This is a genomic window from Cognatilysobacter tabacisoli, from assembly GCF_003586305.1.
GTDB lineage: Bacteria > Pseudomonadota > Gammaproteobacteria > Xanthomonadales > Xanthomonadaceae > Cognatilysobacter_A > Cognatilysobacter_A tabacisoli.
The window spans coordinates 14,917-37,026 of sequence record NZ_QXJI01000004.1 but is presented as its reverse complement, the minus strand read 5'-3'; the positions used below and the strand labels follow the sequence as shown (position 1 = coordinate 37,026).

The window sequence follows — 22,110 nt, the reverse complement described above, 5'->3', positions numbered from 1 at the left end:
CCCGACCCCCTGCCGCCGTCGCCCCCCGACGCCGCGCCCCGACCGGAGCCCCAGCATGAGCCTCAAGCAGCGCCTCACCGACGACATGAAGGCCGCGATGAAGAGCGGCGACAAGCACAGCCTCGGCGTGATCCGCCTGGTCAACGCCGCGATCAAGCAGAAGGAGGTCGACGAGCGCATCGAGCTCGACGACGCCGCGGTGATCGCCGTGCTCGACAAGATGGTCAAGCAGCGGCGCGACTCGGTGACCCAGTACGAGGCCGCCGCCCGCGCCGACCTGGCCGAGATCGAGCAGGCCGAGATTGGCGTGATCGAGCGCTACCTGCCGGCCAAGCTCGGCGAGGCCGAGATCCAGGCCGCGATCGCCGCCGCGATCGCCGAAACCGGCGCTGCCGGCCCGGCCGACATCGGCAAGCTGATGGGCGCGCTGAAGCCGAAGCTCGCCGGCCAGGCCGACATGGGCCTCGTGTCGAAGCTGGTCAAGCAGGCGCTCGCGGGCTGAGGCCCGCGCGCGGCGCACTCGACCGGTCGCGCGCGGCGCCGCCCGCGTCGGTGCCGGCGTCGCGCATGCACCTGACGCCACGTCGCGCCACACGACACCGGTCGCGGCAACCCCGCGTGGCATCCTAGCGGTCCGATGGCCTGCCCTACCCACGCCGTGATGCCCCACTTCGAAGCCTCGCGAGCGGACGCCTGCGCATCGCGCCGCGCGGCGGGTGGGCAGCGATCGTCTGCGGCATGGAACCGAACCCATGGCACGCATGCCTGACGCCTTCATCGACGACCGCGCCGCGGCGCCAGTGGGCCGCGGCACGGGTCGACGCGCCGCCGCGCGCCTGCGCCTCTTCCGTGCGGCATGGACCCGGACCCGTGGCACGCATCCCTGACGCCTTCATCGACGATCTGCTCGCGCGCTCCGACATCGTCGAGCTGATCGGCGCGCGCGTTCCGCTGAAGCGCCAGGGCAAGGAGTACTCGGCCCGCTGCCCGTTCCACGACGAGCGCTCGCCGAGCTTCACCGTGTCGCCGACCAAGCAGTTCTACCACTGCTTCGGCTGCGGGGCGCACGGCACCGCGATCAGCTTCCTGATGAACTACGACCGGCTCGAGTTCCTCGACGCGGTCGAGGAGCTGGCCAAGCGCGTCGGCATGGAGGTGCCGCGCGACACCCAGCAGCGCAACGCCAACCCCGACCTGCAGGACCTGTACGCCGCGGTCGAGGCGGCGTCGGCGTTCTTCCGCAAGCAGCTGGCCGGCAGCGCCAAGGCGCAGGCGTACCTCGACCGGCGCGACGTCAGCGAAGTGGTGCGCGAGCAGTTCGCCATCGGCTACGCGCCGGACGGCTTCAACGGCCTGCGCGACGCGCTCGGCACCGACCCGCGGCGGATAGCGCTGCTCGAGCGCGCCGGCCTGTTCTCGAAGAACGACAGCGGCCGCGTCTACGACAAGTTCCGCGACCGCATCATGTTCCCGATCCTCGACCGGCGCGGGCGCACGATCGCGTTCGGCGGCCGCGTCATCGAGAAGGACGACTCGCCGAAGTACCTCAACTCGCCGGAGACCGCGCTGTTCCATAAGGGCCGCGAGCTGTACGGCCTGTGGCAGGTGCGGCAGGCGCGTTCGAAGATCGAGCGGCTGGTCGTGGTCGAAGGCTACATGGACGTGGTCGCGCTGTTCCAGCACGGCGTCGACTACGCGGTCGCCACGCTCGGCACCGCTACCACGCCCGACCACGCCGAGCTGCTGTTCCGCAACGCGCCCGACGTGTACTTCTGCTTCGACGGCGACCGCGCCGGCCGCGGCGCGGCGTGGAAGGCGGTCGAGTCGGTGCTGCCGCGGATGAAGGACGGGCGCCAGGCGTTCTTCCTGTTCCTGCCCGACGGCGAGGACCCGGATTCGCTGGTGCGCGCCGAAGGCCAGGCCGGCTTCGACGCGCGGCTGCAGCAGGCCACGCCGCTGTCGCAGTTCCTGTTCGATTCGCTGTCGAGCGACGTCAACCTGTCGACGCTCGAGGGCAAGGGCCGGCTGGCCGAGCGCGCGCGGCCGCTGCTGGCGCAGATCCCCGACGGCGCGTTCGCGGACCTGATGAAGCAGCGCCTGACCGAGCTGACCGGCGTCGGCGCGCGCGCGAGTTCGCCCGAGACCCACGTGCCGACGCAGCGGGCGCACGCGACGCGGCCGACCGGCACCGCAGCGCCCAAGCGCAGCCTGGTGCGCGGTGCGATCGCGCTGCTGCTGCAGCGTCCGGCGCTGGCGCTCGAGCTCGCGCCGCCGCTGCGCTTCGCCGCGCTGCGCCAGCCCGGCATCCCGCTGCTGGTCGAACTGGTCGAACTGGTCCACGGCCGCCCCGATATCGGGGTCGGCAGCCTGGTCGACCACTTCGCCGACCGCGAGGAGCACGCCGCGCTGCAGAAGCTCGCGTCGCAGACGCTGCCGGGCGAAGACGCCGCGTGGGGCACCGAGTTCATCGACGCGATCACCCAGCTCGAGCGGCAGACCGTGCAGCAGCGCGTCGACGAGCTGCACGAGCACGTCCGCCAGGGCGGCTTCGGCGCGCTGTCGCCGGCCGAGAAGGCCGAACTGGTCGCGCTGCAGGCGTCGCTGCGCAAGCTGTAGTCCGGCTACGCCGGCGTGCTGCACTTCACGCAGGCCGGCGCCGCCGCTCGCGCTACCCTCGCGGCCTGCTCCCCGGGGAATCCGCCATGCACCTGCGCCGCACCGCCCTGCTGTCCGCCCTGTTCGTCGCCCTCGCCTGCAGCGCCGCGTTCGCGCAGGCGCCGGCGGTGCAGCGCGAAACCGTCGGCAACCGCACCAGCGAGAACATCCCGGCGCTGCCGCCGGCGCTGGTCGAACAGCTCAATCGCTACCAGAACACGCGCGGCGCCGGCGTCGCCGGCTGGACCCGAGACGGCTGCCTGCTGGTCAGCACGCGCTTCGCCGAAACCGCGCAGGTGCACCGCGTGTGCCAGCCGCTGGGGATGCGCGAGCAGCTGACGTTCTACCCCGAGCCGGTCGCCGGGATCACGCCGGTGCCCGCGGCGGCGAAGGCCAACGGCTTCGTGTTCGCCAAGGACAAGGGCGGCGACGAGTTCTCGCAGCTGTACTGGTTCGACTTCGACAGCCGCGCGACGACGCTGCTGACCGACGGCAAGCGCTCGCAGAACGGCGGCACGGTGTTCAGCCGCGACGGTGCGCGCATCGCCTACGCGAGCACCGCGCGCAACGGCACCGACCGCGACGTGTGGGTGCGCGACGTCGCCACCGGCCGGTCGCGCGCGCTGCTGACCGAGGGCGGCAGCTGGGCGGCGATGGACTTCTCGCCCGACGGCCGGCGCCTGCTGGTGATGAAGTACGTGTCGGCGGCCGAGTCCTACCCGGGCGTCGTCGACGTCGCCACCGGCAAGCTCGAGCTGTTCCCGGTCGACGGCGGCAAGGCCTCGTTCGACGGCTTCGCGTTCGCGCCCGACGGCCGCGGCGTGTACTTCATCTCCGACGAGCCGATCGACGGCAAGCCGCAGGAATTCAGCTCGCTGCGCCACCACGATCCGGCGACTGGCAAGCTCACCGTGCTGAGCGCCGGCATCCCGTGGGACGTGTCGGGCCTGGTGATCGCCGACGACGGCAGGCACCTGGCATTCACCAGCAACGAGGACGGCATCTCGAAGCTGCACGTGCGCACGATCCCCGACCACCGGCCGGTCGCACTGCCGGCGCTGCCGGTCGGCGTGATCGACACCGGCGCGTTCTCGCCGGACGGCACGCGGCTGGCGATCAGCCTGAACTCGGCGACATCGCCGAGCGACGTGCACGTGATCGACCTCGCGCGCGGCGCGCTGGCGCGCTGGACGCGCAGCGAAGTCGGCGGGCTCGACCCGGCGACGTTCGTCGAGCCGACGCTGGTGCGCTACCCGACCTTCGACACCGTCGACGGGCAGCCGCGCACGATCCCGGCGTTCTACTACCGCCCGGCCAACGTACCGGCGGGGAGGAAGCTGCCGGTGGTGATCAACATCCACGGCGGGCCGGAGGCGCAGTCGCTGCCGACGTTCAACCCGACAGCGCAGTTCCTCGCCAACGAACTCGGCGTGGCGATGCTGGTGCCCAACGTGCGCGGCTCGTCGGGCTACGGCAAGTCGTACCTGGCGCTCGACAACGCCGAGAAGCGCGAGGACTCGGTCAAGGACATCGGCGCGCTGCTCGAATGGATCTCCCGGCAGCCGGAGCTCGACGCCTCCCGGGTCGGCGTGATCGGCGGCAGCTACGGCGGCTACATGACGCTGGCGACGCTGACCAACTACCCCGAGCGCGTGCGCGCCGGCGTCGACGTGGTCGGCATCTCGCACTTCGGCACCTTCCTGAAGAACACCGAGAGCTACCGCCGCGACCTGCGCCGCGCCGAGTACGGCGACGAGCGCGACCCGGCGATGGCCGCGGTGTTCGAGCGCATCAGCCCGCTCCGGAACGCGTCGAAGATCCGCGCGCCGCTGTTCGTCGCCCAGGGCCGCAACGACCCGCGCGTGCCGTACACCGAAGCCGAGCAGATCGTGAAAGCGGTGCGCGCCAACGGCCAGCCGGTGTGGTACCTCGAGTACGCCGACGAGGGCCACGGCTTCCGCAAGAAGGCCAATAGCGACTACTTCAACGCCGCGACGGTGCTGTTCTGGCAGCAGCACCTGCTGGGCGACTAGCGCCCGGCGCGCGACCGGCCTGTCGACGAAGAAGCCCGCCATCGGCGGGCTTCTTCGTGCGGGGCTCCGCGCAGGCGCGGCGCAACGCTAGCGTCGGCCGCCCAGATCAGAGGCGTCAACCCGCGCGCCGTCGGCCAGGCCGACTGCGGCGGCGTCGCGGGGCGCGATGCGCACCGTCCCGTCATCCACCCGCGCCGGCATGCGCCATGCCGCGTCGCCGTGCAGCAGCAGGCACGCGTCGGCGCCCGCGGCGTCGGCATCGATGCCGGCGTCGACGCGCAACGTGCGCGGCCGCAGCGCCGCGATCGCCGGCATCCGAGCCAACTCGCCGACGTAGACCGCACCGCCCTCGTCGATGGTGACGTGGTCGCCGCGGCGCAGCCCGGCGGCATCGAGCGCGGCGCGCAGCGGCTCGGCCTCGGCCGGCACCGCGCCGATCGCGGCCTGTGCGTCCGCATCGAGCAGCGACGCCACCAGCGGGTGCTGCGGCAGCAGCGCGGCGACGTGGGTGCGCCACAGCGCGCCGTGCCGCTGCACCGCCGCGCGCGGATCGCCGCCGTAGAAGTGGCGGCCGAGGCCGTGCCAGAACGGCGAGCGCCCCGCCGCGCGGAGCCCGGGCAGTTCGACAATGACGCGCGCGTCGAGGGGGCCGTCGGCCACGTCGCGCCACGCCCACGCCAGCGCGCCGTCGACCAGCAGCTGCAGCGCGGCGTCGCGCATCGCATCGTCCGTGCGCTCCGCGTCCACGGCGATCGCGCAAAGCTCGGTCGCGCCGGTGTGGTCGTTGCCCAGCGACAGCACGCGGTCGCGGTGATGCAGGTTCAGCTCGGTGGCCACGCGCATCGCGCAGCCGACGTGGTACCAGTAGCGCGGCTGGCGCAGGCCGATCGCGCGGCGCACGCGCACGCAGGCGATCGGCGCATCGAAGCCGCCGTCTCGCGCGGCCTCGACCACCAGCAGCGCGTCGTCGGCGCAGTCGAGCCCCGGATCGGGCGCGGCGCACTCGCGCAGCGAGGCGGGCAGCGTCGTCCATTCGTCGTTCCGGGCCGGACGTAGGCGCAGCGGGCTCATGCGGCTTCTCCGATCGTCGCGTCGAGTTCGGCGATGCGCACCAGCTCGCCCGGCGCGACGCCGGCGCGCTGCGCGGCCTCGGCGTCGAACGCCGCGCCGGCCGGGCCGGCCGCGCCCAGCGCCAGCGTCGCCCGGAACGACTGCAGCGCGGTGTTGGCGACCAGGTGCAGGCGCGGCTGCGCGGTGCCCGCGTCGCCGGCCGCGACCCGCAGCAGTTGCGATCGCGCGACCGTCTTCAGCATGCCCAGCCGCTCCTGCACGGTCGGACCCGCGTCGAAGATGTCGACGTAGGTGTCGGCGTCGAAGCCCTCGTCGAGCAGGATCGAGAACGGCAGCTCGGCCTCCGGGTGCAGCTGGCCGATCGCCCACTGCGCGGCGTCGGGCAGCAGCGGCACGTAGATCGGCGACGCCGGCATCAGCTCGGCGATGAACGACTTGCTGCGGCCGCCGGCGAGGCGCTCGACGGTCGGATAGTCCATGTCGAAGAAGCGCCGCCCGACCGCGTCCCAGAACGGACAGCGCCCGCTGTCGTCGGCCAGCCCCGGGCTTTCGGCCGCGATGCGGTCGGAGAAGCGGTCGGCGTGCTGGGCGATGAACAGCAGCCGCGCGCGCGACAGCAGCTGCGGCGCGAGCGTGTCGTGGTAGTCGGCGTCGAGGTAGAACGAGGTCAGCAGCGTCACCCCGGTCAGGTGGTGGCACAGGTGGAGCGTGTGGATGCGGTTGGTGGTGGCGAGCACGTCGCTGCGCTGGACCACGAACTCGTTGCGGTAGGTGTAGAAGCGGTCGGAGAAGCCGGCGCGCGCGCCGATGCCGCTGGTGCCGACGATGCGGCCGGCGGCCTGGTCCTCGAGCACGAATAGGTAGATCTCCTCGCCGCTGGTGTCGTCGGTGGCGAACGACTGCAGCGAGCGCTCCAGCCGCGACTCGAGCGCGGCCGCGTCGTTGGGCAGCGTGGTGATGCCGTGCGCGCTGGCGGCGGCGAAGCGGCGCAGCGCCGGCAGGTCCTCGGGCGCGCACGGGCGCAGCACGAAGCGGCCGGGGTCGAGGGCGTCGTGGTTGGTCATGCGGGTGTCCCGGGCCGCTCGGCCCTCGTGGTGTCGGTGGCGGCGTCGCGCCAGGCGACGGCGCGCGCGCTGCGCTCGTCGCGCGGCGTGCGTCCGTAGCAGGCGCGGTACGCGTTGGAGAAGTGCGCTCCGGACGAGAAGCCGCTGCTCAGCCCGATCTGCAGGATCGAGCGCGAGGTCTGCTGCAGCAGCCTGCGGGCGTGATCGAGTCGCTTCTCCAGGTACCAGCGCGACGGCAGCGTATCGAGGTGCTGCTTGAACAGCCGCTCGAGCTGGCGCCGCGAGACGCCGATCAGCGTCGCGATGTCCTGGGTCGACAGCGGCTCGCCGATGTTGGCTTCCATCAGCGCGATCGCCTCGGCCAGCTTCGGGTTCGCGCGCAGCATCGCCGGGCGCGACGCGTGCTGCGGCTCGTCGCTCGGGCGCAGGCGCTCGAGGCCGAAGTGCATCAGCAGCTGCTGCACCAGCTCGTGGCCGTGACGCTGCCCGAGCCACGCGATCGCCATGTCGAGGCTGGCGGTGCCATGCGCGCAGGTCGCGCGCGCGCGGTTGAGCTCGTACAGGTGGCGCGACACGGTGACGCCGGGGTAGCGCGCCGACACCGCTTCGGCGTGGCGCGCCGGGACCGTGCAGCGGTGGCCGTCGAGCCGGCCGGCGTGGGCGAGCCACGCCGCGCCGGTGCCGATCCCGCCGAGCACGCCGCCGCCGGCGTCGACCTTCGCCAGCGCCGCGTCGAGCCCCGGCGGCAGCGCCTCGCCGGCGTCGGGCAGCCGCGCGGCGACCACGAACAGTCCGTGCAGGGGCGGCGCATCGGCGAGCGGGGGCAGCGGCAGCGCGCCGTCGTCGTCGTTGCCGGCCGACAGCAGCAGCGGCTGGTAGCGCACGCCGTCGGTCCACGCGTTGGCCGCGCGCAGCGCGTCGAACGCCGCGCCCGCTGCCATCAGGCCGCAGCCCGGCAGCAGGACGAAGCCGAGGCGGTGGGCCGGATCGTGCATGGGGCGCAATGTACCCGAGTTGCAGCGCGCGGCCGGACGCGCCGATCGCGTCCGTCGACGCGGCAAGCAGCGCGCGGTGCGATTGCGCAAATCGGTGTCGCATTCGTGCAAGTCGACGCGCGCTACACCGCGGCGATGTCGTTTTCATGAAAGCGACAGCAAGTTGTCGACACGCGACAACGCCGCCGATCGGCCCATGCGCGCCGGAATCGAGCCACTACAGTCCGACCCCAATCGACCGCACGCACCGGCTTGCCGCACGTGACGGCGTTCCACCGTTGCCGACGGCAATGACCACCCGGGGAGATCGATCGCATGACCGTTGTCGTTCCGCGCTCCACGCGCCGCTCCACGCGCCTCGTGCGCAAGTCCAGCTGGATCCTGGCCGCCTGTTGCAGCGCGATCCTCGCGCAGCACTCGGCCGTGGCGCAGGACGCGCCGGCCGCGCCGGCGGCCAGCGACGAGGTCACCGCGCTCGACGCGGTCACCGTCACCGGCTCGCGCGTCAAGCGCACCGACGCCGAGACCGCGCTGCCGGTCGAGACGATCAGCCGCCAGGAGATCGCCAAGCGCGGCGTCACCACCGCGGCCGAGCTGGTCAAGACGCTGTCGGCCAACACCGCGCCGATCAGCGACGGCATCAGCATCACCGACGGCACCTCGGGCCAGCGCGGCCTCAACGGCGCGAACCTGCGCGGCATCGGCGCATCGAGCACGCTGGTGCTGCTCAACGGCCGGCGGCTGGCCAACTTCGCCTCGCCCGGCGACACCTCGGCGGTCGACCTCAACACCATCCCGGCCGGCGCGATCGAGCGCGTCGAGGTGCTGAAGGACGGCGCCTCGGCGGTCTACGGCACCGATGCGATCGGCGGCGTCATCAACTTCATCACCCGCAAGGACTACCAGGGCGTCGACCTGAGCGTGTCGGCGGCCGACACCCAGGAAGGCGGCGCCGACAAGCAGACCGTCACGCTGAGCGGCGGGTATGGCGACCTCGACACCGACCGCTTCAACCTGTTCGGCGTGCTCGACCTGCAGGAGCTCGGCTCGCTGCGCTCGAGCCAGCGCGACTTCATCCAGGAGCGGCCGCTGGCCGAGTTCCTGCCGGCGCTGATGTCGTCGAACACCTACCCGGCCAACATCGACATCAGCAGCGCGCAGCGCAATGCGCTGATCGCCGCCGGGCTGCTGCCGGCCGGCGCCACGCGCAACCGCATCAACCCGAGCTCGCCCGAGTGCAACCCGCCGGCGACCGTGTACGCGCCGGAAGGCCCGGGCGGCCCGCTCGCGTGCAGCTACGACTACATGCGCGACACCGAGCTGTACCCGGAGGCGAGCAAGCTCGGCTTCGTCGGCCGCGGCACGTTCGCGCTCAACGATGCGCACCGCGCCTTCGTCGAGGCCGTCTACACCAGCGCCGACACGACCTACCGGCTGAGCCCGAACCCGCAGCGCATCCGCAACCTGCCGGTCTCGGTGCTGCCGACGGCGTACCGCAACGCGCTGACGGCCGCCGGCTTCACCACGTTCAGCGGGATCCGCTACCGCATGACCGAAGCCGGCAACCGCACCAACGAGGTCACCAGCGACGGCCAGCGCTACGTCGCCGGCCTCGAGGGCGCGTTCGGCGAGTGGAGCTACGACACCGCCTACAGCTACAGCAAGAATAAGGTCGCCGACCGCTACGTCGACGGCTACGTGCTGTTCGACGCGTTCGACGCCGGCGTGCGCAGCGGGCTGATCAACCCGTTCGGCCCATCGTCGCAGGCCGGCCGCGACTACATCGACTCGATCACCATCCGCGACACCGCGCGCAAGTCCGAAGGCATCACCGAGAGCTGGGACGTCAACCTGTCGCGGCCGCTGTTCGACCTGGCCGGCGGCAGCCTGGGCATGGCGCTCGGCGCCGAGTACCGCACCGAATCGCAGCGCTTCACCCCGTCGGCGCTGCTGCTGAGCAACAACATCGCCGGCGACCGCGACAGCAGCGGCGACGGCTCGGACATCGTGCCGACGTTCCGCGAGCGCGAGGTCGGTTCGGCCTACGTCGAGTTCGTCGCGCCGTTCACCAGCACGTTCGAACTGCAGGCCGCGCTGCGCTACGACGACTACAGCGGGCGCGTGGGCTCGACCGTCAACCCGAAGCTCGGCATGCGCTGGCAGCCGATCCCCGAGCTGCTGGTGCGCGCGTCGGCCGGCACCGGCTTCCGCGCGCCGTCGCTGGACGACCTGTACCGCCCGACCACGTTCGGCACCGCGTCGAGCTTCCTGACCGACCCGGGCTGCGTCGACATCGAAGGCTCGATCGATCTGTGCACCGACCAGTGGCCGGTCGAGCGCCGCAGCAACCCGAACCTCAAGCCCGAGGAGTCGACCCAGTACTCGTTCGGCGTCGTGTTCGCGCCGAACGACCGCTACAGCGTCGGGCTGGACTACTGGAACATCGAGAAGACCGACGTGATCAGCACGCTCGGCGAGCAGATCATCCTCGAGAGCCCGGACAAGTACGACGGCACCTACATCGAGCGCGACGCCGACGGCTTCATCACCAACATCCTGCTGCAGAAGGAGAACCAGGGCGAACTGCGCACCTCCGGCATCGACCTGACCGCCAGCGCCAGCACCGCCGACGGCGCGTGGGGCCGGTTCGGCATCGACGTGTCGGGCACGTACGTGCTCGAGTACGAGCGCCAGTTCGGGCCGCTGGAGCCGTTCCGCAGCAATCTCGGCGTGTTCCTCAACGACCAGGTGATCCAGCGCTGGCGCCACCGCGTCAGCCTCAACTGGGACAAGGGCGCGTTCGGCCTGAGCCTGGCCAACAGCTACTCGTCCGGCTACCGCGACCAGAACACGACCTACGACCCGGTCAGCGACGAGCTGCTGCCGTCGCGCGACGTCGAGGCGTACTCGCTGTGGGACCTGACCGGCAGCTGGCAGGCCAGCGAGCGCCTGCGCGTGCGCGCCGGCGTGCTGAACCTGCTCGACACCGACCCGCCGTTCTCGAACCAGGCGTACTACTTCCTCGCCTCGTACGACCCGACCTACACCGACCCGCGCGGCCGTTCGTTCTACATCGGGCTTGACTACAAGTTCCGCTGATCAAGCTCCGCTGAGCCGGCGTCGTGCATTCGCCGCGCCCCGGGTCCGCCCGGGGCGCGGTGCGCGTCCAGCGGCCGACGCGCCTCCCGCGTCGCCGTCACTCCATCTGCCGTCGAGGCGCGCGCGAACGCCGCCGCGCCTCGCCTCCCTGCCCCAAGGACCCCCATGACGTTCGTGCTGATCCGCAACGCGCAGGTGCACGCGCCCACGCCGCTCGGGCGGATGGACGTGCTGCTCGGCGCCGGCCGGATCCTCGCGATGCAGGCCGACCTGCGCTTCGACCTGCCGCACGAGACGATCGACGCCGACGGCGCGCTCACCTGCCCCGGCTTCGTCGACTCGCTGGTGCACCTGTCCGGCGGCGGCGGCGAGGGCGGCTTCGCCACGCGCACGCCGGCGCTGTCGGCCGGCGACGCGCTCGCCGCAGGCGTCACCACGCTGATCGGCGCGCTCGGGACCGACGACGTCACCCGCAGCCACGCCGACCTGCTGGCCTGCGCGCGCGCGCTGTCGGCGCACGGCCTCAGCGCCTACGCGCTGACCGGCAGCTACCGGGTGCCGGTGGCGACGCTGACCGGCAGCGTGCGCGACGACCTGGTGCTGGTGCCCGACATCCTCGGCGTCGGCGAGATCGCGATCGCCGACCACCGCGGCTCGCAGCCGTCCGCCGGCGAGCTGGCGCGGATCGGCGCCGACGCGCGCGTCGGCGGCATGCTCGCGGGCAAGCGCGGCACCGTGCTGGTCCACGTCGGCGATGCCGATGAGGGCCTGGCGCTGCTGCACGAGGTCAGCGACCACTTCCCGCTGCCGCCGTCGCAGTGGCACCCGACCCACGTCAACCGCAACCGCCAGCTGCTGCGCAAGGCGCCGGCGTGGGTCGCACGCGGCGGCAGCGTCGACCTGACCGCCGGCACCACGCCGGCGCTGGTCGAGGCCGGCGACGTCCCGGCCGCCGCGGCGCTGGCCGAGCTGCTCGACGCGGGCGTACCGGCGGCGCGGATCACGATCAGCTCCGACGGCCAGGCCAGCCTGCCGCACTTCGCCGCGGACGGGACACTGCTGGAGCTCGGCATCGCGCCGGTGCGCAGCCTGCACGAGGCGCTGGTCGCCGCGGTGCACGCGCACGGGGTCACGTTCGAGCAGGCGCTGGCGACGGTGACGCGCTCCCCGGCCGCGGTGTGGGGCCTGCCGCGCAAGGGCGAACTGCGGGTCGGCGCCGATGCCGACCTGGTGCTGCTCGATCCGGACACGCTGGCGCTGCGCGCGACCGTCGCCGGCGGGCACTGGCACCCCGCCGCCGGCTGATTTCCCGGCCCGGGGGCCACCGCGCCGTCGCATCTCTCCGCGCGCGGCGGGCCCTCGGGTTCTTTTTTGGGCGTCGCCGAGGAAGGCTGTCGCGTTAGTCCCCCGTGCGCGCGTCCTTGACCACGGCGCCGCCCTTGATCACCACCGGCACCGTCTCGAGCACGCGCACGTCGGCCAGCGGATCGCCCGCGACGGCGACCAGGTCGGCCCAGCGGCCGGCCTCGAGCACGCCGACGTCGTCCCGGCCCAGCGCCTGCGAGGCGTTGAGCGTCGCCGACTGGATCGCCTGCAGCGGCGACATGCCGTAGCGCACCATCACCGCCAGCTGCCGCGCGTTGTCGCCGTGCGGGTAGATGCCAGCGTCGGTGCCGTAGACCATCTTCGCGCCGGCCGCGTGCGCGCGGCGGAAGTTCTCGCGCTGCAGGTCGGCGATCTCGCGGTCCTTGCGCAGGTTGTCCTCGAGCACGCCGTTCTTCTTGCCCTCGGCCTGGGTGTACTCGGTGTTGTAGATGTCCATCGACAGCCACGCGCCGCGCTGCTTCGCCAAGCGGATGCCCTCGTCGTCGATCAGGCTGGCGTGCTCGATCGTGTCGATGCCGGCGCGGATCGCGTCCTTGATGCCGGCCGCGCCGTGCGCGTGCGCGGCGACCTTCAGGCCCCACTGGTGGGCCTCGTCGGCGACCGCCTGCATCTCGGCCAGCGACATCTGCTGCTGGCCCGGCTCGGTGTTGCGCGAGAACACGCCGCCGGTCGCGCAGACCTTGATCACGCGCGCGCCGTACTTGCGCAGCTCGCGCACGACCTTGCGCGCCTCCTCCGGGCTGTCGGCGTTGTACGGGCTCTTCTGCGCCATCGACGGCGGGAAGTAGGTCGAATCGCAGTGGCCGCCGGTCGCGCCGAACGAGTACGCCGCCGACACCACGCGCGGACCGGGCACCTTGCCCTCGTCGATGGCCTCGCGCAGGCCGACGTCGTTCCACGCGTCGGAGCCGACGTTGCGCACGGTGGTGAAGCCGGCCATCAGCGTGCGCTCGGCGTGCTTGACCGCGAGCATCGACCAGAAGCGGTCGCTGAACTGCAGCCCGGTGTAGCCGCCGTAGCTCGGGTCGGAGTCCAGGTGCGTGTGCATGTCGATCAGGCCCGGCACCAGCGTCAGGCCGGCCAGGTCGACGCGGCGCGCGCCGTCGGGCACGGGCGCGCCGGCGCGTTCGATCGACACGACCCGGCCGTCGCGCACCAGCAGCTGCGGCTGCTCGACGTAGCGGCCGCTGCGCACGTCGAGCAGGCGCGCGGCGGTGATCACCACCGTGTCGGCGACCGGCTGCGCGGCCGCCGCCGGGCTGGCGAGGACGAGCGCAAGCAGCAGCGTGCGCGGGAGGCGGCGGAAGGCGTTGGGCATGGGAAGTCCGTCGAAGGAAGGCCGCGCGCGTCAGCGCAGCGGCTGGAACTCGAGCAGCGGCGCGGGCTCCAGCCACGGCATCAGCCAGTGGTCGACCAGCAGGAACGCGAACAGCGCCATCAGGTAGACGATCGAGAAGTTGAACGTCCGCATCGCGAACAGCTCGTCCGGCGGGTCGAGCAGCCGCCACGCGTACCACAGGAACACCGCGCCGAGCACCAGCGCGCCGCCGAGGTAGAACAGCCCGCTCATGCCGGCGGCCCACGGCAGCACGGTCGCGGCGACCAGCAGCCACGTGTACAGCAGGATCTGCCAGCGCGTGTAGGTGACGCCGTGGGTGACCGGCAGCATCGGCACCATCGCGCGCGCGTAGTCGTCGCGGCGGAAGATCGCCAGGGCCCAGAAGTGCGGCGGCGTCCACACGAAGATGATAAGTACCAGCAGCAGCGCGTGCGCCCAGTCCCACTCGCCCTGCATGCCGGTGATCGCCGACCAGCCCAGCAGCGGCGGCGCGGCGCCGGCGATGCCGCCGATCACGATGTTCTGCGGGGTCGCGCGCTTCAGGAACACGGTGTAGATGACCGCGTAGCCGATCAGCGAGGCGAACGTCAGCCACGCGGTGATCGCGTTGACCCACACCATCAGCACCACCATCGACGCCAGCGCCAGGACGAGGGCGAACACTAGCGCCTGCTCCGGGGTGACCTGGCCGGCGACGATCGGCCGCCACGAGGTCCGCGCCATCTTCGCGTCGATGCGCGCGTCGAGCAGCTGGTTGATCGCCGCCGCGCTCGACGCGGCCAGCCAGATGCCGAGGAAGCCGAGCGCGCCGCGGACCAGCTCGTCGCGCGTCGGCAGGCCGTCGATCGCCAGGAACATCCCGACCAGCGCGGTGAACACGATCAGCGCGACGACGCGCGGCTTGGTCAGGTCCCAGTACTGGCGAACGGTGGCGCGCATCGGGGCGGGACTCACGGTTGGGGCGGGCGCAGGCGTGCGAGCAGCGAGACCAGCACGAACAGCAGCACCACGGCGCCCGCATTGTGCAGCGTCGCGACCCACAGCGGCAGCCCGAGCTTGACGTTGGCGATGCCGAGCGCGACCTGGGCCAGGGTCGCGACGGCCAGGGTCGTGCCCCAGCCGCGCATGCCGGGGGTCGCCAGCAGGCGCGCCGCCAGCCACAGCAGGTAGACGAACACCACCACCGCCATCATCCGGTGCGCGAGCTGGATCGCGATGCGGGCCTCGCCGTCGAGGATGCCGCCCTCGTAGTCGACGCCGATGCCGCGCCACAGCACGAAGCCCTCGCGGAAGTCGTGGCGCGGCCACCACTGGCCGACGCAGGTCGGGAAGTCGTTGCCGCACGCCAGCGCGGCGTAGTTGGCGCTGACCCATCCGCCGAGCGCGATCTGCACCGCGGTCAGCGCGATGCCGGCGATCACCAGCTTGCGCATCGCCAGCGCCTCGGCCAGCAGGATCGGCGCGTGGGTCGCGCGCCACGCCATCCACACCAGCAGCGAGAACGTCGTCAGGCCGCCGACCAGGTGCGCCATCACGACCACCGGCTTCAGCAGCCAGGTGACCGTCCACATGCCGAGCATCGCCTGGAAGATGATCACCGCCAGCGTCAGCGCCGACGCGCGGGCCAGGTCGACGTTGCTCCAGCGCAGCGCGGCCAGCAGCAGGATGGCCTCCGCCACGACGACCAGCGCCGACGACGCGACGTGCGCGCCCTGCATGTACAGCGGAATCGCGACGGCGACCAGGCCGGCCGCGCCGATCACCTGCGCGAGGCCGAAGCGGCGGCGGCGCGCGGCCATCAGCGCCAGCGCGAACACCAGCAGGCCGAGGCCGGCGGCGATGTGGCGGTGGAACTGCTCGCGCCACGCCTTGGCCACTTCGACCGGGCGGATGTCGGTGAGGCTGGCGTCGCTGACTTCGTGCGCGCCCTGCGGCCACGTGGCGCGGCCGTAGCAGGTCGGCCAGTCGGGGCAGCTGAGGCCGGCGTGCGACAGGCGCACGAAGGCGCCGAACACGATCACGCACAGCGCCAGTGCGACCGCGAGCCACGCGACGCGGTGGAAGTGACGGTGAACCGAAGGCTTGGTCGGGACGGTCATGGGGGACTCACGACAAGACGAGGGGAAAAGGGAGACGCGCACCATCGGCGCGCCTGTGGCGCGCCGCGGGCCCGGTCATTTGAGCTTGATCAGCCGGGCGACGTCGCTGCGCAGCCCGCCGGGGTCGGTGCCCGGCGCGTAGCGCAGCACCACGAAGCCGTACGGGTCGACCACGTAGACCGGGGTGCCGCGGGCGTCGTCCACCTGCGGCAGCCGCGCGCGCAGCGCCGGGTCGGGGCGCAGCGTGCGCAGCGTGGCGATGCGCTGCGCGCCGTCGGCCACGGTGCACCGCTCGGCCGCGCACAGCCACAGCACGTCGACGCGGTCGGCGTCCTTGCCGAACAGCTGCCAGACCTTGTCGAGGTCGGCGCCGAGCCGCTGGCACGCGGCGTCGCAGCCGGCCGGCGGGGCCAGCAGGATCCGCCAGCGTCGCGCCGCCGGGTCCCAACCGTAGCGGCCGCCGTCGAGCGTCGTCGGCGACAGCTCGCGCAGGTCGGGACGCGGATCGAGCAGCTCGCCGTGCTGGCGCGTCGGCGCCGGGCGCAGGCCCAGCACGTTGATCGCGGTCGCGACCAGGATCGGCACGATGAAGATCGCGGCGATGCCGACCAGCATCACCCGGTTGCGGCGGCGCGTGCGCGGGTCGATGTCGGGCTGGGGTTCGGGGCGGGGAGTCGGCTGGGCGTCGCTCATGCGAATTTCTTTCTCAGGGTGAGGACCACGGCGGTGACCAGCACCGCAAGCGCGAGGGCGAACCACTGCAGCGCGTAGCCGCGGTGCTTGTCGGGCGGCAGGGTATTGGCGAGCAGCGCCAGGTCGCGGGTGTAGCCCAGCGGCAGGTCAGGATCGAGCCGCAGCACGCGCGGCGCCGGCGCCTGCCCGAGCGCGGCGGCGATCGCCGGCGCATCGAACCGGCTCATCAGCCACGCACCGTCGCGCCGGGCCAGCGGCGCGCCGACCGCCAGCCCGGTCGACGGCGGCGGCGCCAGCAGCCCGCGCAGCTCGACCTCGCCTGCGGGCGGCGCGTCGAGCGTCGGCAAGGCGCGGTCGCCGGCCAGCGGCAGCCAGCCCAGATCGACCAGCACGGACTGTGCGGCCCCGTCCGGCGCAAACAGCCGGTACACGCGCACGCCGGCGCGACCGCCGCGCAGCTGGTTGTCGAGCAGCAGCGGCGGGCGCGCATCGAATCGTCCGCGCGCCACGTACCAGTCGAAGTCGCCGGCGCGCGTGGCATCGGCGGCGGCATCGCGCGGCGCGGCGCGGCGTTCGGCCAGCACGCGCGACGCGGCATCAAGCATCGCCTGCTTTTCGTCCGCGCGCTGCGCCTGCCAGAAGCCGAGCCGCGCGAACAGCGCGATCGCCAGCAGCGCCAGCGTCCAGCCGATCGTGAGCGTGTGCCGCCGACGGATGCCGGGACGGTGCATCCCGACGCGACTCATGCCCGTCCCGCGCAAAGGCGCGATAATCCACCGGCCGCGCCGCGGCCCTGCACCGCCCCGGAGGCCGCAATGAACGACTCCCTGAAGACCCTGCTGATCATCGCGTTCCTGGTCGTCATCCTCTGGAACCTCGGTGCCGGCCTCTACTACATGCTTGTCGACAAGGGCGAGAGCAAGCGCACCGTCAACGCGCTGACCCGCCGCATCGCGCTGTCCGTCGCGCTGATCCTGATCGTGGTCCTGTCGATCAAAATGGGCTGGATCCAGCCGCACGGCGTCGGCCGCTGATCGTGCCGCTGAACCTCGCGCGCGCGCTGCGCACGCCGTACTGATACGTTTTTCCGGGCCCCACAGACGCAACGGGCCGGCGATGCCGGCCCGAGCGATGCGGTGTCGTTCGCCTTACAGCACGTAGACGAACAGGAACAGGCCCAGCCACACCACGTCGACGAAGTGCCAGTACCAGGCCACCGCCTCGAACGCGAAGTGGTTCTCCTTGGTGAAGTGGCCCTTGGCGCAGCGGAACCAGATCACGGCCAGCATGATCGTGCCGAGCGTGACGTGCAGGCCGTGGAAGCCGGTCAGCATGAAGAACGTCGAGCCGTAGATGCCCGAACCGAGCGTCAGGTTCAGCTCCTTGTAGGCGTGGATGTACTCCTCGCCCTGGTAGAACAGGAACAGGCAGCCCAGCGCGACCGTCAGGCCGAGGAACACCAGCAGCTGCTTGCGGTGGCCGGCCTTGAGCGCGTGGTGCGCGATCGTGACCGTCACGCCCGACGCCAGCAGGATCAGCGTGTTGAGCAGCGGCAGGCCCCACGCGGGGATCGTCTGGAACTGGCCGCCGACCGCGCCCGGGCCGTTGCTCGGCCACGCGCTGGCGAAGCCGTCCCAGAGCAGGTTGTTGGTCGCCACGCCGTCGCCCTCGCCGCCCAGCCACGGCAGCGCGAACTGGCGCGCGTAGAACAGCGCGCCGAAGAACGCAGCGAAGAACATCACCTCGGAGAAGATGAACCACACCATCCCCATCCGGAACGACGTGTCGACCTGCTTGTTGTAGCTGCCGCCGACCGACTCGCGGACCACGTCCGTGAACCACGCCGCCAGCACGCCGATCGTCAGCGCGATGCCGAAGAAGAACACCGGCTTGCCCCAGCTGACCTCGTTGAGCCAGCTGGCGACGCCGAGCATGGTCACGAACAGCGCGATCGAACCCAGGAACGGCCAGCGGCTGCTGTGCGGGACGTAGTAGACGTTGGCGTCTGGCGAGGCGTGGACTTGGGCCATGGCGGCGGGTTCCGTTGAGAAGCGACGACTAGAGGGTAAAGGGGCTCAGGGCGCCGCGCGCGACGGCGCCGGCGACGACGCCGTGCCCGCCGCGCCGAGCCGGGCGGTGAGCACGTCGTTCTTGAAGAAGGTGTACGACAGGGTGATCGTCTTGACGTCGGCCGGCAGGTTCGGGTCGACGATGAAGCGCACCGGCATCTCGCGCGACTCGCCGGCGGCGAGCGTCTGCGCGGTGAAGCAGAAGCACTCGGTCTTGTTGAAGTAGCCCGACGCCCTCGCCGGCGCCACCGACGGCGTTGCGCTGCCGACGATCGCGCGGTCGCTGGTGTTCTGCGCCACGTACATCGCCTCGTACTGCTCGCCGGGGCGCACCGTCATCGTCAGCTGCTGCGGCTTGAACTTCCACGGCAGCTTCGAGTTCACGCCGCCGTCGAACTGGATCGTCAGCTCGCGCGCCTTGGTGGCGACGGCCGCGGTGCCGCCGTCGGAGGCCTCGCGGTCGAGGCGGATGCCGAACACCTTCTCACAGGCGATTCGGTACAGCGGCACCAGCGCGAACGTGAACGCAAACGCGGCCAGTGCGACCAGCACCATCTTCACCAGCCCGGCATGCGGGCTCGACGCGGGGGCGCTCATTGCGACAACACTCCGAGCATCAGGAATGCGACGTAGACCGCGACCGCGAGCACGCCGAACACCAGCGCCGTGCGGCGCGCGCGCTGGCGGCGCGCGTCGACGTCGGTGCGGGTGTCGGTCGGGGCGGTCATGCGCGGTCCTGCCAGCCGGTCAGTGGGTGATGTCGCCGTGGGCGAGGTCGCCGTCGCGGATCACCGGCGGCACCGTGAACGTGTGGTGCGGGGCCGGGCTCGGCACCGTCCACTCCAGTCCGCGGGCGGTCGGCCACGCGCGCGCCTCGGCCTTCTCGCCGACGGCCTTCGAGCGCCACAGCACGAACGCCATCATGAACGGAGTGGCGAACATGCCGAACGCGCCGATCGAGCTGACCAGGTTCCAGTCCGCGAACACGACGTTGTAGTCGGGGATGCGGCGCGGCATGCCGGCCAGGCCGAGGAAATGCTGCGGGAAGAACAGCAGGTTGACGAACACCATCGTCCACCAGAAGTGGAACTTCGCCAGGCCCTCGTTGTACATGCGGCCGGTCCACTTCGGCCACCAGTAGTACACGGCGGCGATGATCGCGAACAGCGCGCCGGTCACCAGCACGTAGTGGAAGTGGGCGACGACGAAGTAGGTGTCGTGGTACTGGAAGTCGGCCGGGACGATCGCCAGCATCAGGCCGGAGAAGCCGCCGATGGTGAACAGGATCACGAACGCGATCGACCACAGCATCGGCGATTCGAACGAGATCGAGCCGCGCCACATCGTGGTGACCCAGTTGAACACCTTCACGCCGGTCGGCACCGCGATCAGCATCGTCGCGAACATGAAGTAGATCTCGCCACCGAGCGGCATGCCGACGGTGAACATGTGGTGCGCCCACACGATGAACGACAGGAACGCGATCGACGCGGTCGCGTAGACCATCGCCTGGTAACCGAACAGCGGCTTGCGGCTGAAGGTCGGGATGATCTCCGACACGATGCCGAACGCCGGCAGGATCATGATGTAGACCTCGGGGTGCCCGAAGAACCAGAAGATGTGCTGGAACATCACCGGGTCGCCGCCGCCGGCCGCGTTGAAGAACGAGGTGGCGAAGAACTTGTCGGTCAGCAGCATCGTCACGGCGCCGGCGAGCACCGGCATCACCGCGATCAGCAGGAACGCGGTGATCAGCCAGGTCCAGCAGAAGATCGGCATCTTCAGCAGGTCCACGCCCGGCGCGCGCATGTTGAGGATGGTCGCGATGATGTTGATCGCGCCCATGATCGAGCTGATGCCCATCAGGTGGATGGCGAAGATCACGAACGCCACGTTGTTGCCGCCCTGCAGCGACAGCGGCGGGTACAGCGTCCAGCCGCCGGCCGGCGCGCCGCCCGGCAGGAACAGCGTCATCAGCAGCAGGCTGAAGGCGAACGGCATGATCCAGAAGGACCAGTTGTTCATGCGCGGCAGCGCCATGTCCGGCGCGCCGATCTGCAGCGGCACCATCCAGTTGGCCAGGCCGACAAAGGCCGGCATCACGCCGCCGAAGATCATCACCAGCGCGTGCACGGTGGTCATCTGGTTGAAGAACTCGGGCGCGACGAACTGCAGGCCCGGCTGCGCCAGCTCCGCGCGGATCACCACCGACATCGCCGCGCCGATGATGAACATGACGAAGCTGAAGATCAGGTAGAGCGTGCCGATGTCCTTGTGGTTGGTCGAGAAGAACCAACGCTCGACGAAGCCCTGCGTGTGGGCGTGGTCATCGTGGTGGTGGTCAGCGTGCGTGACGGCCATGGCCTAACCTCTGGAAGTTCGTGTCGATCAGCCGGCGACCGCGTCGGCGGCCGGGGCGTCGGTGGTCGGGGCATCGGCGACCGGCGCCGGGGTCGGTTCGGCGGGGGCCGCTTCGGCCGGGGCGGCCGCGGTGGCCGCGGCGTCGCCGTTGCCTTCGCGCTGCGCCGTCAGCCACTGCTGGTACTCGGCCTTCGGCACGGCCTTGACCACGATCGGCATGAAGCCGTGGTCCTTGCCGCACAGCTCGGCGCACTGGCCGCGGTAGATGCCCGGCTGCTTGATGTCGGTCCAGGCCTCGTTGACGATGCCCGGGATCGCGTCCTGCTTCCAGCCCAGCGCCGGCACCCACCACGCGTGGATCACGTCGTCGGCGGTGATCACGAAGCGGATCTTGGTGTCGGTCGGCAGCACCAGCACGTTGTCCACGTCGAGCAGGTAGGTCGGGTGGTTGGCGGTGCGCGCGTCGACGCCGCTCTGGCGGATCTGGTCGCTCTTGCGGTCGAGGCGGCTGGTGAACTCGACGTCCTCGCCCAGATACTCGTACTTCCACATCCACTGGTAGCCGGTGACCTTGACGGTCATCTCGGCGTCGCGGGTGTCGTACATCGCGATCAGCTTGCTGGTCGCCGGGAACGCCATCAGCACCAGCAGCGCCACCGGCACCACGGTCCAGACCACCTCGAGCTTGGTGCTGTGGGTGAAGTCCTTGTCCGGCACCGCGCCCTTGGAATGGCGGAACTTGAACATCGCGTACGCCATCGCGCCGAACACCAGCACGCCGATGGCCACGCAGATCCACAGCGCCAGCATGTGCGCCGAGTAGGCGTTGGCCGATTGCGCCGTGACGCCCTCGCCCATGTTGAGCTGCCAACGCTTGGGGTCGGCGGACTGCGCGAACGCCAGGACCGGCAGGACGGCCATGGCCGCGCCGACTGCCCACTGCTTGATACGACCGGCTTTCATCACTTCGAGCCCCAGACTGAGCTTGGTAATCATCGGAAACCTCGGGGAGCGGCGGCGGCGCTTCATCCCGGCACCGACCAGCGCCCTGTCGCGCGCGGTGGACCGTCCGGAATGTGTTGGTGTCGGGCCCGAGCGGACCCAGCACGCCTGCGCGGCGCTGCGGATAACCTGCAAATGGTAGCCCCGGGGGCGCCCTGCGGCAACCCGCGGAGCCCGCGCGGGCGCGGGTTGCGCCGCGTCGGAAAGCGTCCGGCATGCATGGCCCAAGCTACGCCGCGCAGGC

Annotated in this window: 19 protein-coding genes; 6 read left to right on the top strand and 13 right to left on the bottom strand. The window is 71.5% G+C overall.

Annotation, left to right across the window (positions count from 1 at the left end):
• Positions 1–55: 55 nt before the first annotated feature.
• From D3A60_RS12665 to D3A60_RS12655, 3 genes are all read left to right on the top strand, one after another.
• A complete protein-coding gene (locus D3A60_RS12665) occupies positions 56–502 on the top strand; it encodes a GatB/YqeY domain-containing protein (protein WP_119719141.1) in 447 nt (148 codons plus the stop codon).
• A 368-nt stretch (positions 503–870) separates the two neighbouring features.
• Positions 871–2,616 carry a DNA primase gene (gene dnaG / locus D3A60_RS12660; protein ID WP_119719140.1) on the top strand — a complete coding sequence of 582 codons (1,746 nt, stop codon included), beginning with the start codon at positions 871–873 and terminating at the stop codon, positions 2,614–2,616.
• Positions 2,617–2,702: 86 nt separating this feature from the next.
• On the top strand, positions 2,703–4,688 hold the full coding sequence (locus D3A60_RS12655) for a S9 family peptidase (RefSeq protein ID WP_196778743.1): 1,986 nt from the start codon (positions 2,703–2,705) through the stop codon (positions 4,686–4,688).
• An 87-nt stretch (positions 4,689–4,775) separates the two neighbouring features.
• Here the strand turns inward: D3A60_RS12655 and D3A60_RS12650 are convergent, their stop codons facing one another.
• Genes D3A60_RS12650 through D3A60_RS12640 form a run of 3 tightly spaced genes read right to left on the bottom strand, consistent with a single transcriptional unit; the run spans position 4,776 to position 7,818 of the window.
• A complete protein-coding gene (locus D3A60_RS12650) occupies positions 4,776–5,759 on the bottom strand; it encodes an arginine N-succinyltransferase (protein ID WP_119719139.1) in 984 nt (327 codons plus the stop codon).
• Entirely contained in the window at positions 5,756–6,823 is a 1,068-nt protein-coding gene (locus D3A60_RS12645) for an arginine N-succinyltransferase (protein ID WP_119719138.1), read from the bottom strand. Before D3A60_RS12645 ends, D3A60_RS12650 begins: the two co-directional genes overlap by 4 nt.
• Positions 6,820–7,818, bottom strand: a complete 999-nt coding sequence (locus D3A60_RS12640) for a GlxA family transcriptional regulator (RefSeq protein ID WP_119719137.1) — start codon at positions 7,816–7,818, stop codon at positions 6,820–6,822. Before D3A60_RS12640 ends, D3A60_RS12645 begins: the two co-directional genes overlap by 4 nt.
• Before the next feature lie 315 nt (positions 7,819–8,133).
• On the opposite strand from D3A60_RS12640, the gene D3A60_RS12635 reads away from it, so the two are divergent.
• The gene (locus D3A60_RS12635; protein WP_119719136.1) at positions 8,134–10,917 is read left to right on the top strand and encodes a TonB-dependent receptor; all 2,784 of its coding nucleotides are present in this window, start codon (positions 8,134–8,136) and stop codon (positions 10,915–10,917) included.
• Positions 10,918–11,082: 165 nt separating this feature from the next.
• Entirely contained in the window at positions 11,083–12,222 is a 1,140-nt protein-coding gene (gene iadA, locus D3A60_RS12630) for a beta-aspartyl-peptidase (protein ID WP_119719135.1), read from the top strand.
• A 94-nt stretch (positions 12,223–12,316) separates the two neighbouring features.
• On the opposite strand, the gene D3A60_RS12625 is transcribed toward iadA, so the two are convergent.
• From D3A60_RS12625 to D3A60_RS12605, 5 genes are all read right to left on the bottom strand, one after another.
• A complete protein-coding gene (locus D3A60_RS12625; RefSeq protein WP_119719134.1) occupies positions 12,317–13,621 on the bottom strand; it encodes a Xaa-Pro dipeptidase in 1,305 nt (434 codons plus the stop codon).
• 30 nt (positions 13,622–13,651) lie between these two features.
• On the bottom strand, positions 13,652–14,581 hold the full coding sequence (locus tag D3A60_RS12620) for a heme o synthase (RefSeq protein ID WP_119719133.1): 930 nt from the start codon (positions 14,579–14,581) through the stop codon (positions 13,652–13,654).
• An 11-nt stretch (positions 14,582–14,592) separates the two neighbouring features.
• Positions 14,593–15,741: a COX15/CtaA family protein gene (locus D3A60_RS12615; protein ID WP_119719132.1), complete on the bottom strand. Its 1,149-nt coding sequence runs from the start codon at positions 15,739–15,741 to the stop codon at positions 14,593–14,595.
• 75 nt (positions 15,742–15,816) lie between these two features.
• Positions 15,817–16,434, bottom strand: coding sequence for a hypothetical protein (locus D3A60_RS12610; protein WP_231120513.1), 618 nt, complete (start codon positions 16,432–16,434; stop codon positions 15,817–15,819).
• A complete protein-coding gene (locus tag D3A60_RS12605) occupies positions 16,431–17,165 on the bottom strand; it encodes an SURF1 family protein (RefSeq protein WP_407062786.1) in 735 nt (244 codons plus the stop codon). The genes D3A60_RS12610 and D3A60_RS12605 overlap by 4 nt, the downstream gene beginning before the upstream one ends.
• Positions 17,166–17,249: 84 nt before the next feature.
• Here D3A60_RS12605 and D3A60_RS12600 point away from each other — a divergent pair, with 84 nt between their 5' ends.
• Entirely contained in the window at positions 17,250–17,468 is a 219-nt protein-coding gene (locus D3A60_RS12600) for a twin transmembrane helix small protein (RefSeq protein ID WP_119719130.1), read from the top strand.
• Between the two features lie 114 nt (positions 17,469–17,582).
• Here D3A60_RS12600 and D3A60_RS12595 read toward each other — a convergent pair whose 3' ends face one another.
• The 5 genes from D3A60_RS12595 to coxB are packed head-to-tail and all read right to left on the bottom strand — an operon-like array spanning position 17,583 to position 21,827.
• Complete coding sequence (locus tag D3A60_RS12595; protein ID WP_119719129.1) at positions 17,583–18,464, bottom strand: cytochrome c oxidase subunit 3; 882 nt, start codon at positions 18,462–18,464, stop codon at positions 17,583–17,585.
• 45 nt (positions 18,465–18,509) lie between these two features.
• Positions 18,510–19,100 carry a cytochrome c oxidase assembly protein gene (locus tag D3A60_RS12590; protein WP_119719128.1) on the bottom strand — a complete coding sequence of 197 codons (591 nt, stop codon included), beginning with the start codon at positions 19,098–19,100 and terminating at the stop codon, positions 18,510–18,512.
• Positions 19,097–19,231 (bottom strand): hypothetical protein, encoded by a 135-nt coding sequence (locus tag D3A60_RS14780; protein WP_269203667.1) that lies wholly within the window; start codon positions 19,229–19,231, stop codon positions 19,097–19,099. Before D3A60_RS14780 ends, D3A60_RS12590 begins: the two co-directional genes overlap by 4 nt.
• A 19-nt stretch (positions 19,232–19,250) precedes the next feature.
• Entirely contained in the window at positions 19,251–20,864 is a 1,614-nt protein-coding gene (gene ctaD, locus D3A60_RS12585) for a cytochrome c oxidase subunit I (protein ID WP_119719127.1), read from the bottom strand.
• A gap of 27 nt (positions 20,865–20,891) precedes the next feature.
• The gene (coxB, locus tag D3A60_RS12580) at positions 20,892–21,827 is read right to left on the bottom strand and encodes a cytochrome c oxidase subunit II (protein WP_119719126.1); all 936 of its coding nucleotides are present in this window, start codon (positions 21,825–21,827) and stop codon (positions 20,892–20,894) included.
• Positions 21,828–22,110: the final 283 nt, after the last annotated feature.

What these genes read in the sequence shown, in the direction of transcription:
- D3A60_RS12655 (WP_196778743.1), top strand. Translation starts at nt 2,703, where the DNA reads ATGCACCTGCGCCGCACCGCCCTGCTGTCCGCCCTGTTCGTCGCCCTC.
- iadA (WP_119719135.1), top strand. Translation starts at nt 11,083, where the DNA reads ATGACGTTCGTGCTGATCCGCAACGCGCAGGTGCACGCGCCCACGCCG.
- D3A60_RS12625 (WP_119719134.1), bottom strand. Translation starts at nt 13,621, where the DNA reads ATGCCCAACGCCTTCCGCCGCCTCCCGCGCACGCTGCTGCTTGCGCTC.
- ctaD (WP_119719127.1), bottom strand. Translation starts at nt 20,864, where the DNA reads ATGGCCGTCACGCACGCTGACCACCACCACGATGACCACGCCCACACG.
- D3A60_RS12600 (WP_119719130.1), top strand. Translation starts at nt 17,250, where the DNA reads ATGAACGACTCCCTGAAGACCCTGCTGATCATCGCGTTCCTGGTCGTC.
- D3A60_RS14780 (WP_269203667.1), bottom strand. Translation starts at nt 19,231, where the DNA reads ATGACCGCCCCGACCGACACCCGCACCGACGTCGACGCGCGCCGCCAG.
- D3A60_RS12615 (WP_119719132.1), bottom strand. Translation starts at nt 15,741, where the DNA reads ATGACCGTCCCGACCAAGCCTTCGGTTCACCGTCACTTCCACCGCGTC.
- D3A60_RS12635 (WP_119719136.1), top strand. Translation starts at nt 8,134, where the DNA reads ATGACCGTTGTCGTTCCGCGCTCCACGCGCCGCTCCACGCGCCTCGTG.
- D3A60_RS12605 (WP_407062786.1), bottom strand. Translation starts at nt 17,165, where the DNA reads ATGCACCGTCCCGGCATCCGTCGGCGGCACACGCTCACGATCGGCTGG.
- coxB (WP_119719126.1), bottom strand. Translation starts at nt 21,827, where the DNA reads ATGAAAGCCGGTCGTATCAAGCAGTGGGCAGTCGGCGCGGCCATGGCC.
- D3A60_RS12650 (WP_119719139.1), bottom strand. Translation starts at nt 5,759, where the DNA reads ATGAGCCCGCTGCGCCTACGTCCGGCCCGGAACGACGAATGGACGACG.
- D3A60_RS12620 (WP_119719133.1), bottom strand. Translation starts at nt 14,581, where the DNA reads ATGCGCGCCACCGTTCGCCAGTACTGGGACCTGACCAAGCCGCGCGTC.
- D3A60_RS12645 (WP_119719138.1), bottom strand. Translation starts at nt 6,823, where the DNA reads ATGACCAACCACGACGCCCTCGACCCCGGCCGCTTCGTGCTGCGCCCG.
- D3A60_RS12665 (WP_119719141.1), top strand. Translation starts at nt 56, where the DNA reads ATGAGCCTCAAGCAGCGCCTCACCGACGACATGAAGGCCGCGATGAAG.
- D3A60_RS12590 (WP_119719128.1), bottom strand. Translation starts at nt 19,100, where the DNA reads ATGAGCGCCCCCGCGTCGAGCCCGCATGCCGGGCTGGTGAAGATGGTG.
- D3A60_RS12595 (WP_119719129.1), bottom strand. Translation starts at nt 18,464, where the DNA reads ATGGCCCAAGTCCACGCCTCGCCAGACGCCAACGTCTACTACGTCCCG.
- D3A60_RS12640 (WP_119719137.1), bottom strand. Translation starts at nt 7,818, where the DNA reads ATGCACGATCCGGCCCACCGCCTCGGCTTCGTCCTGCTGCCGGGCTGC.
- D3A60_RS12610 (WP_231120513.1), bottom strand. Translation starts at nt 16,434, where the DNA reads ATGAGCGACGCCCAGCCGACTCCCCGCCCCGAACCCCAGCCCGACATC.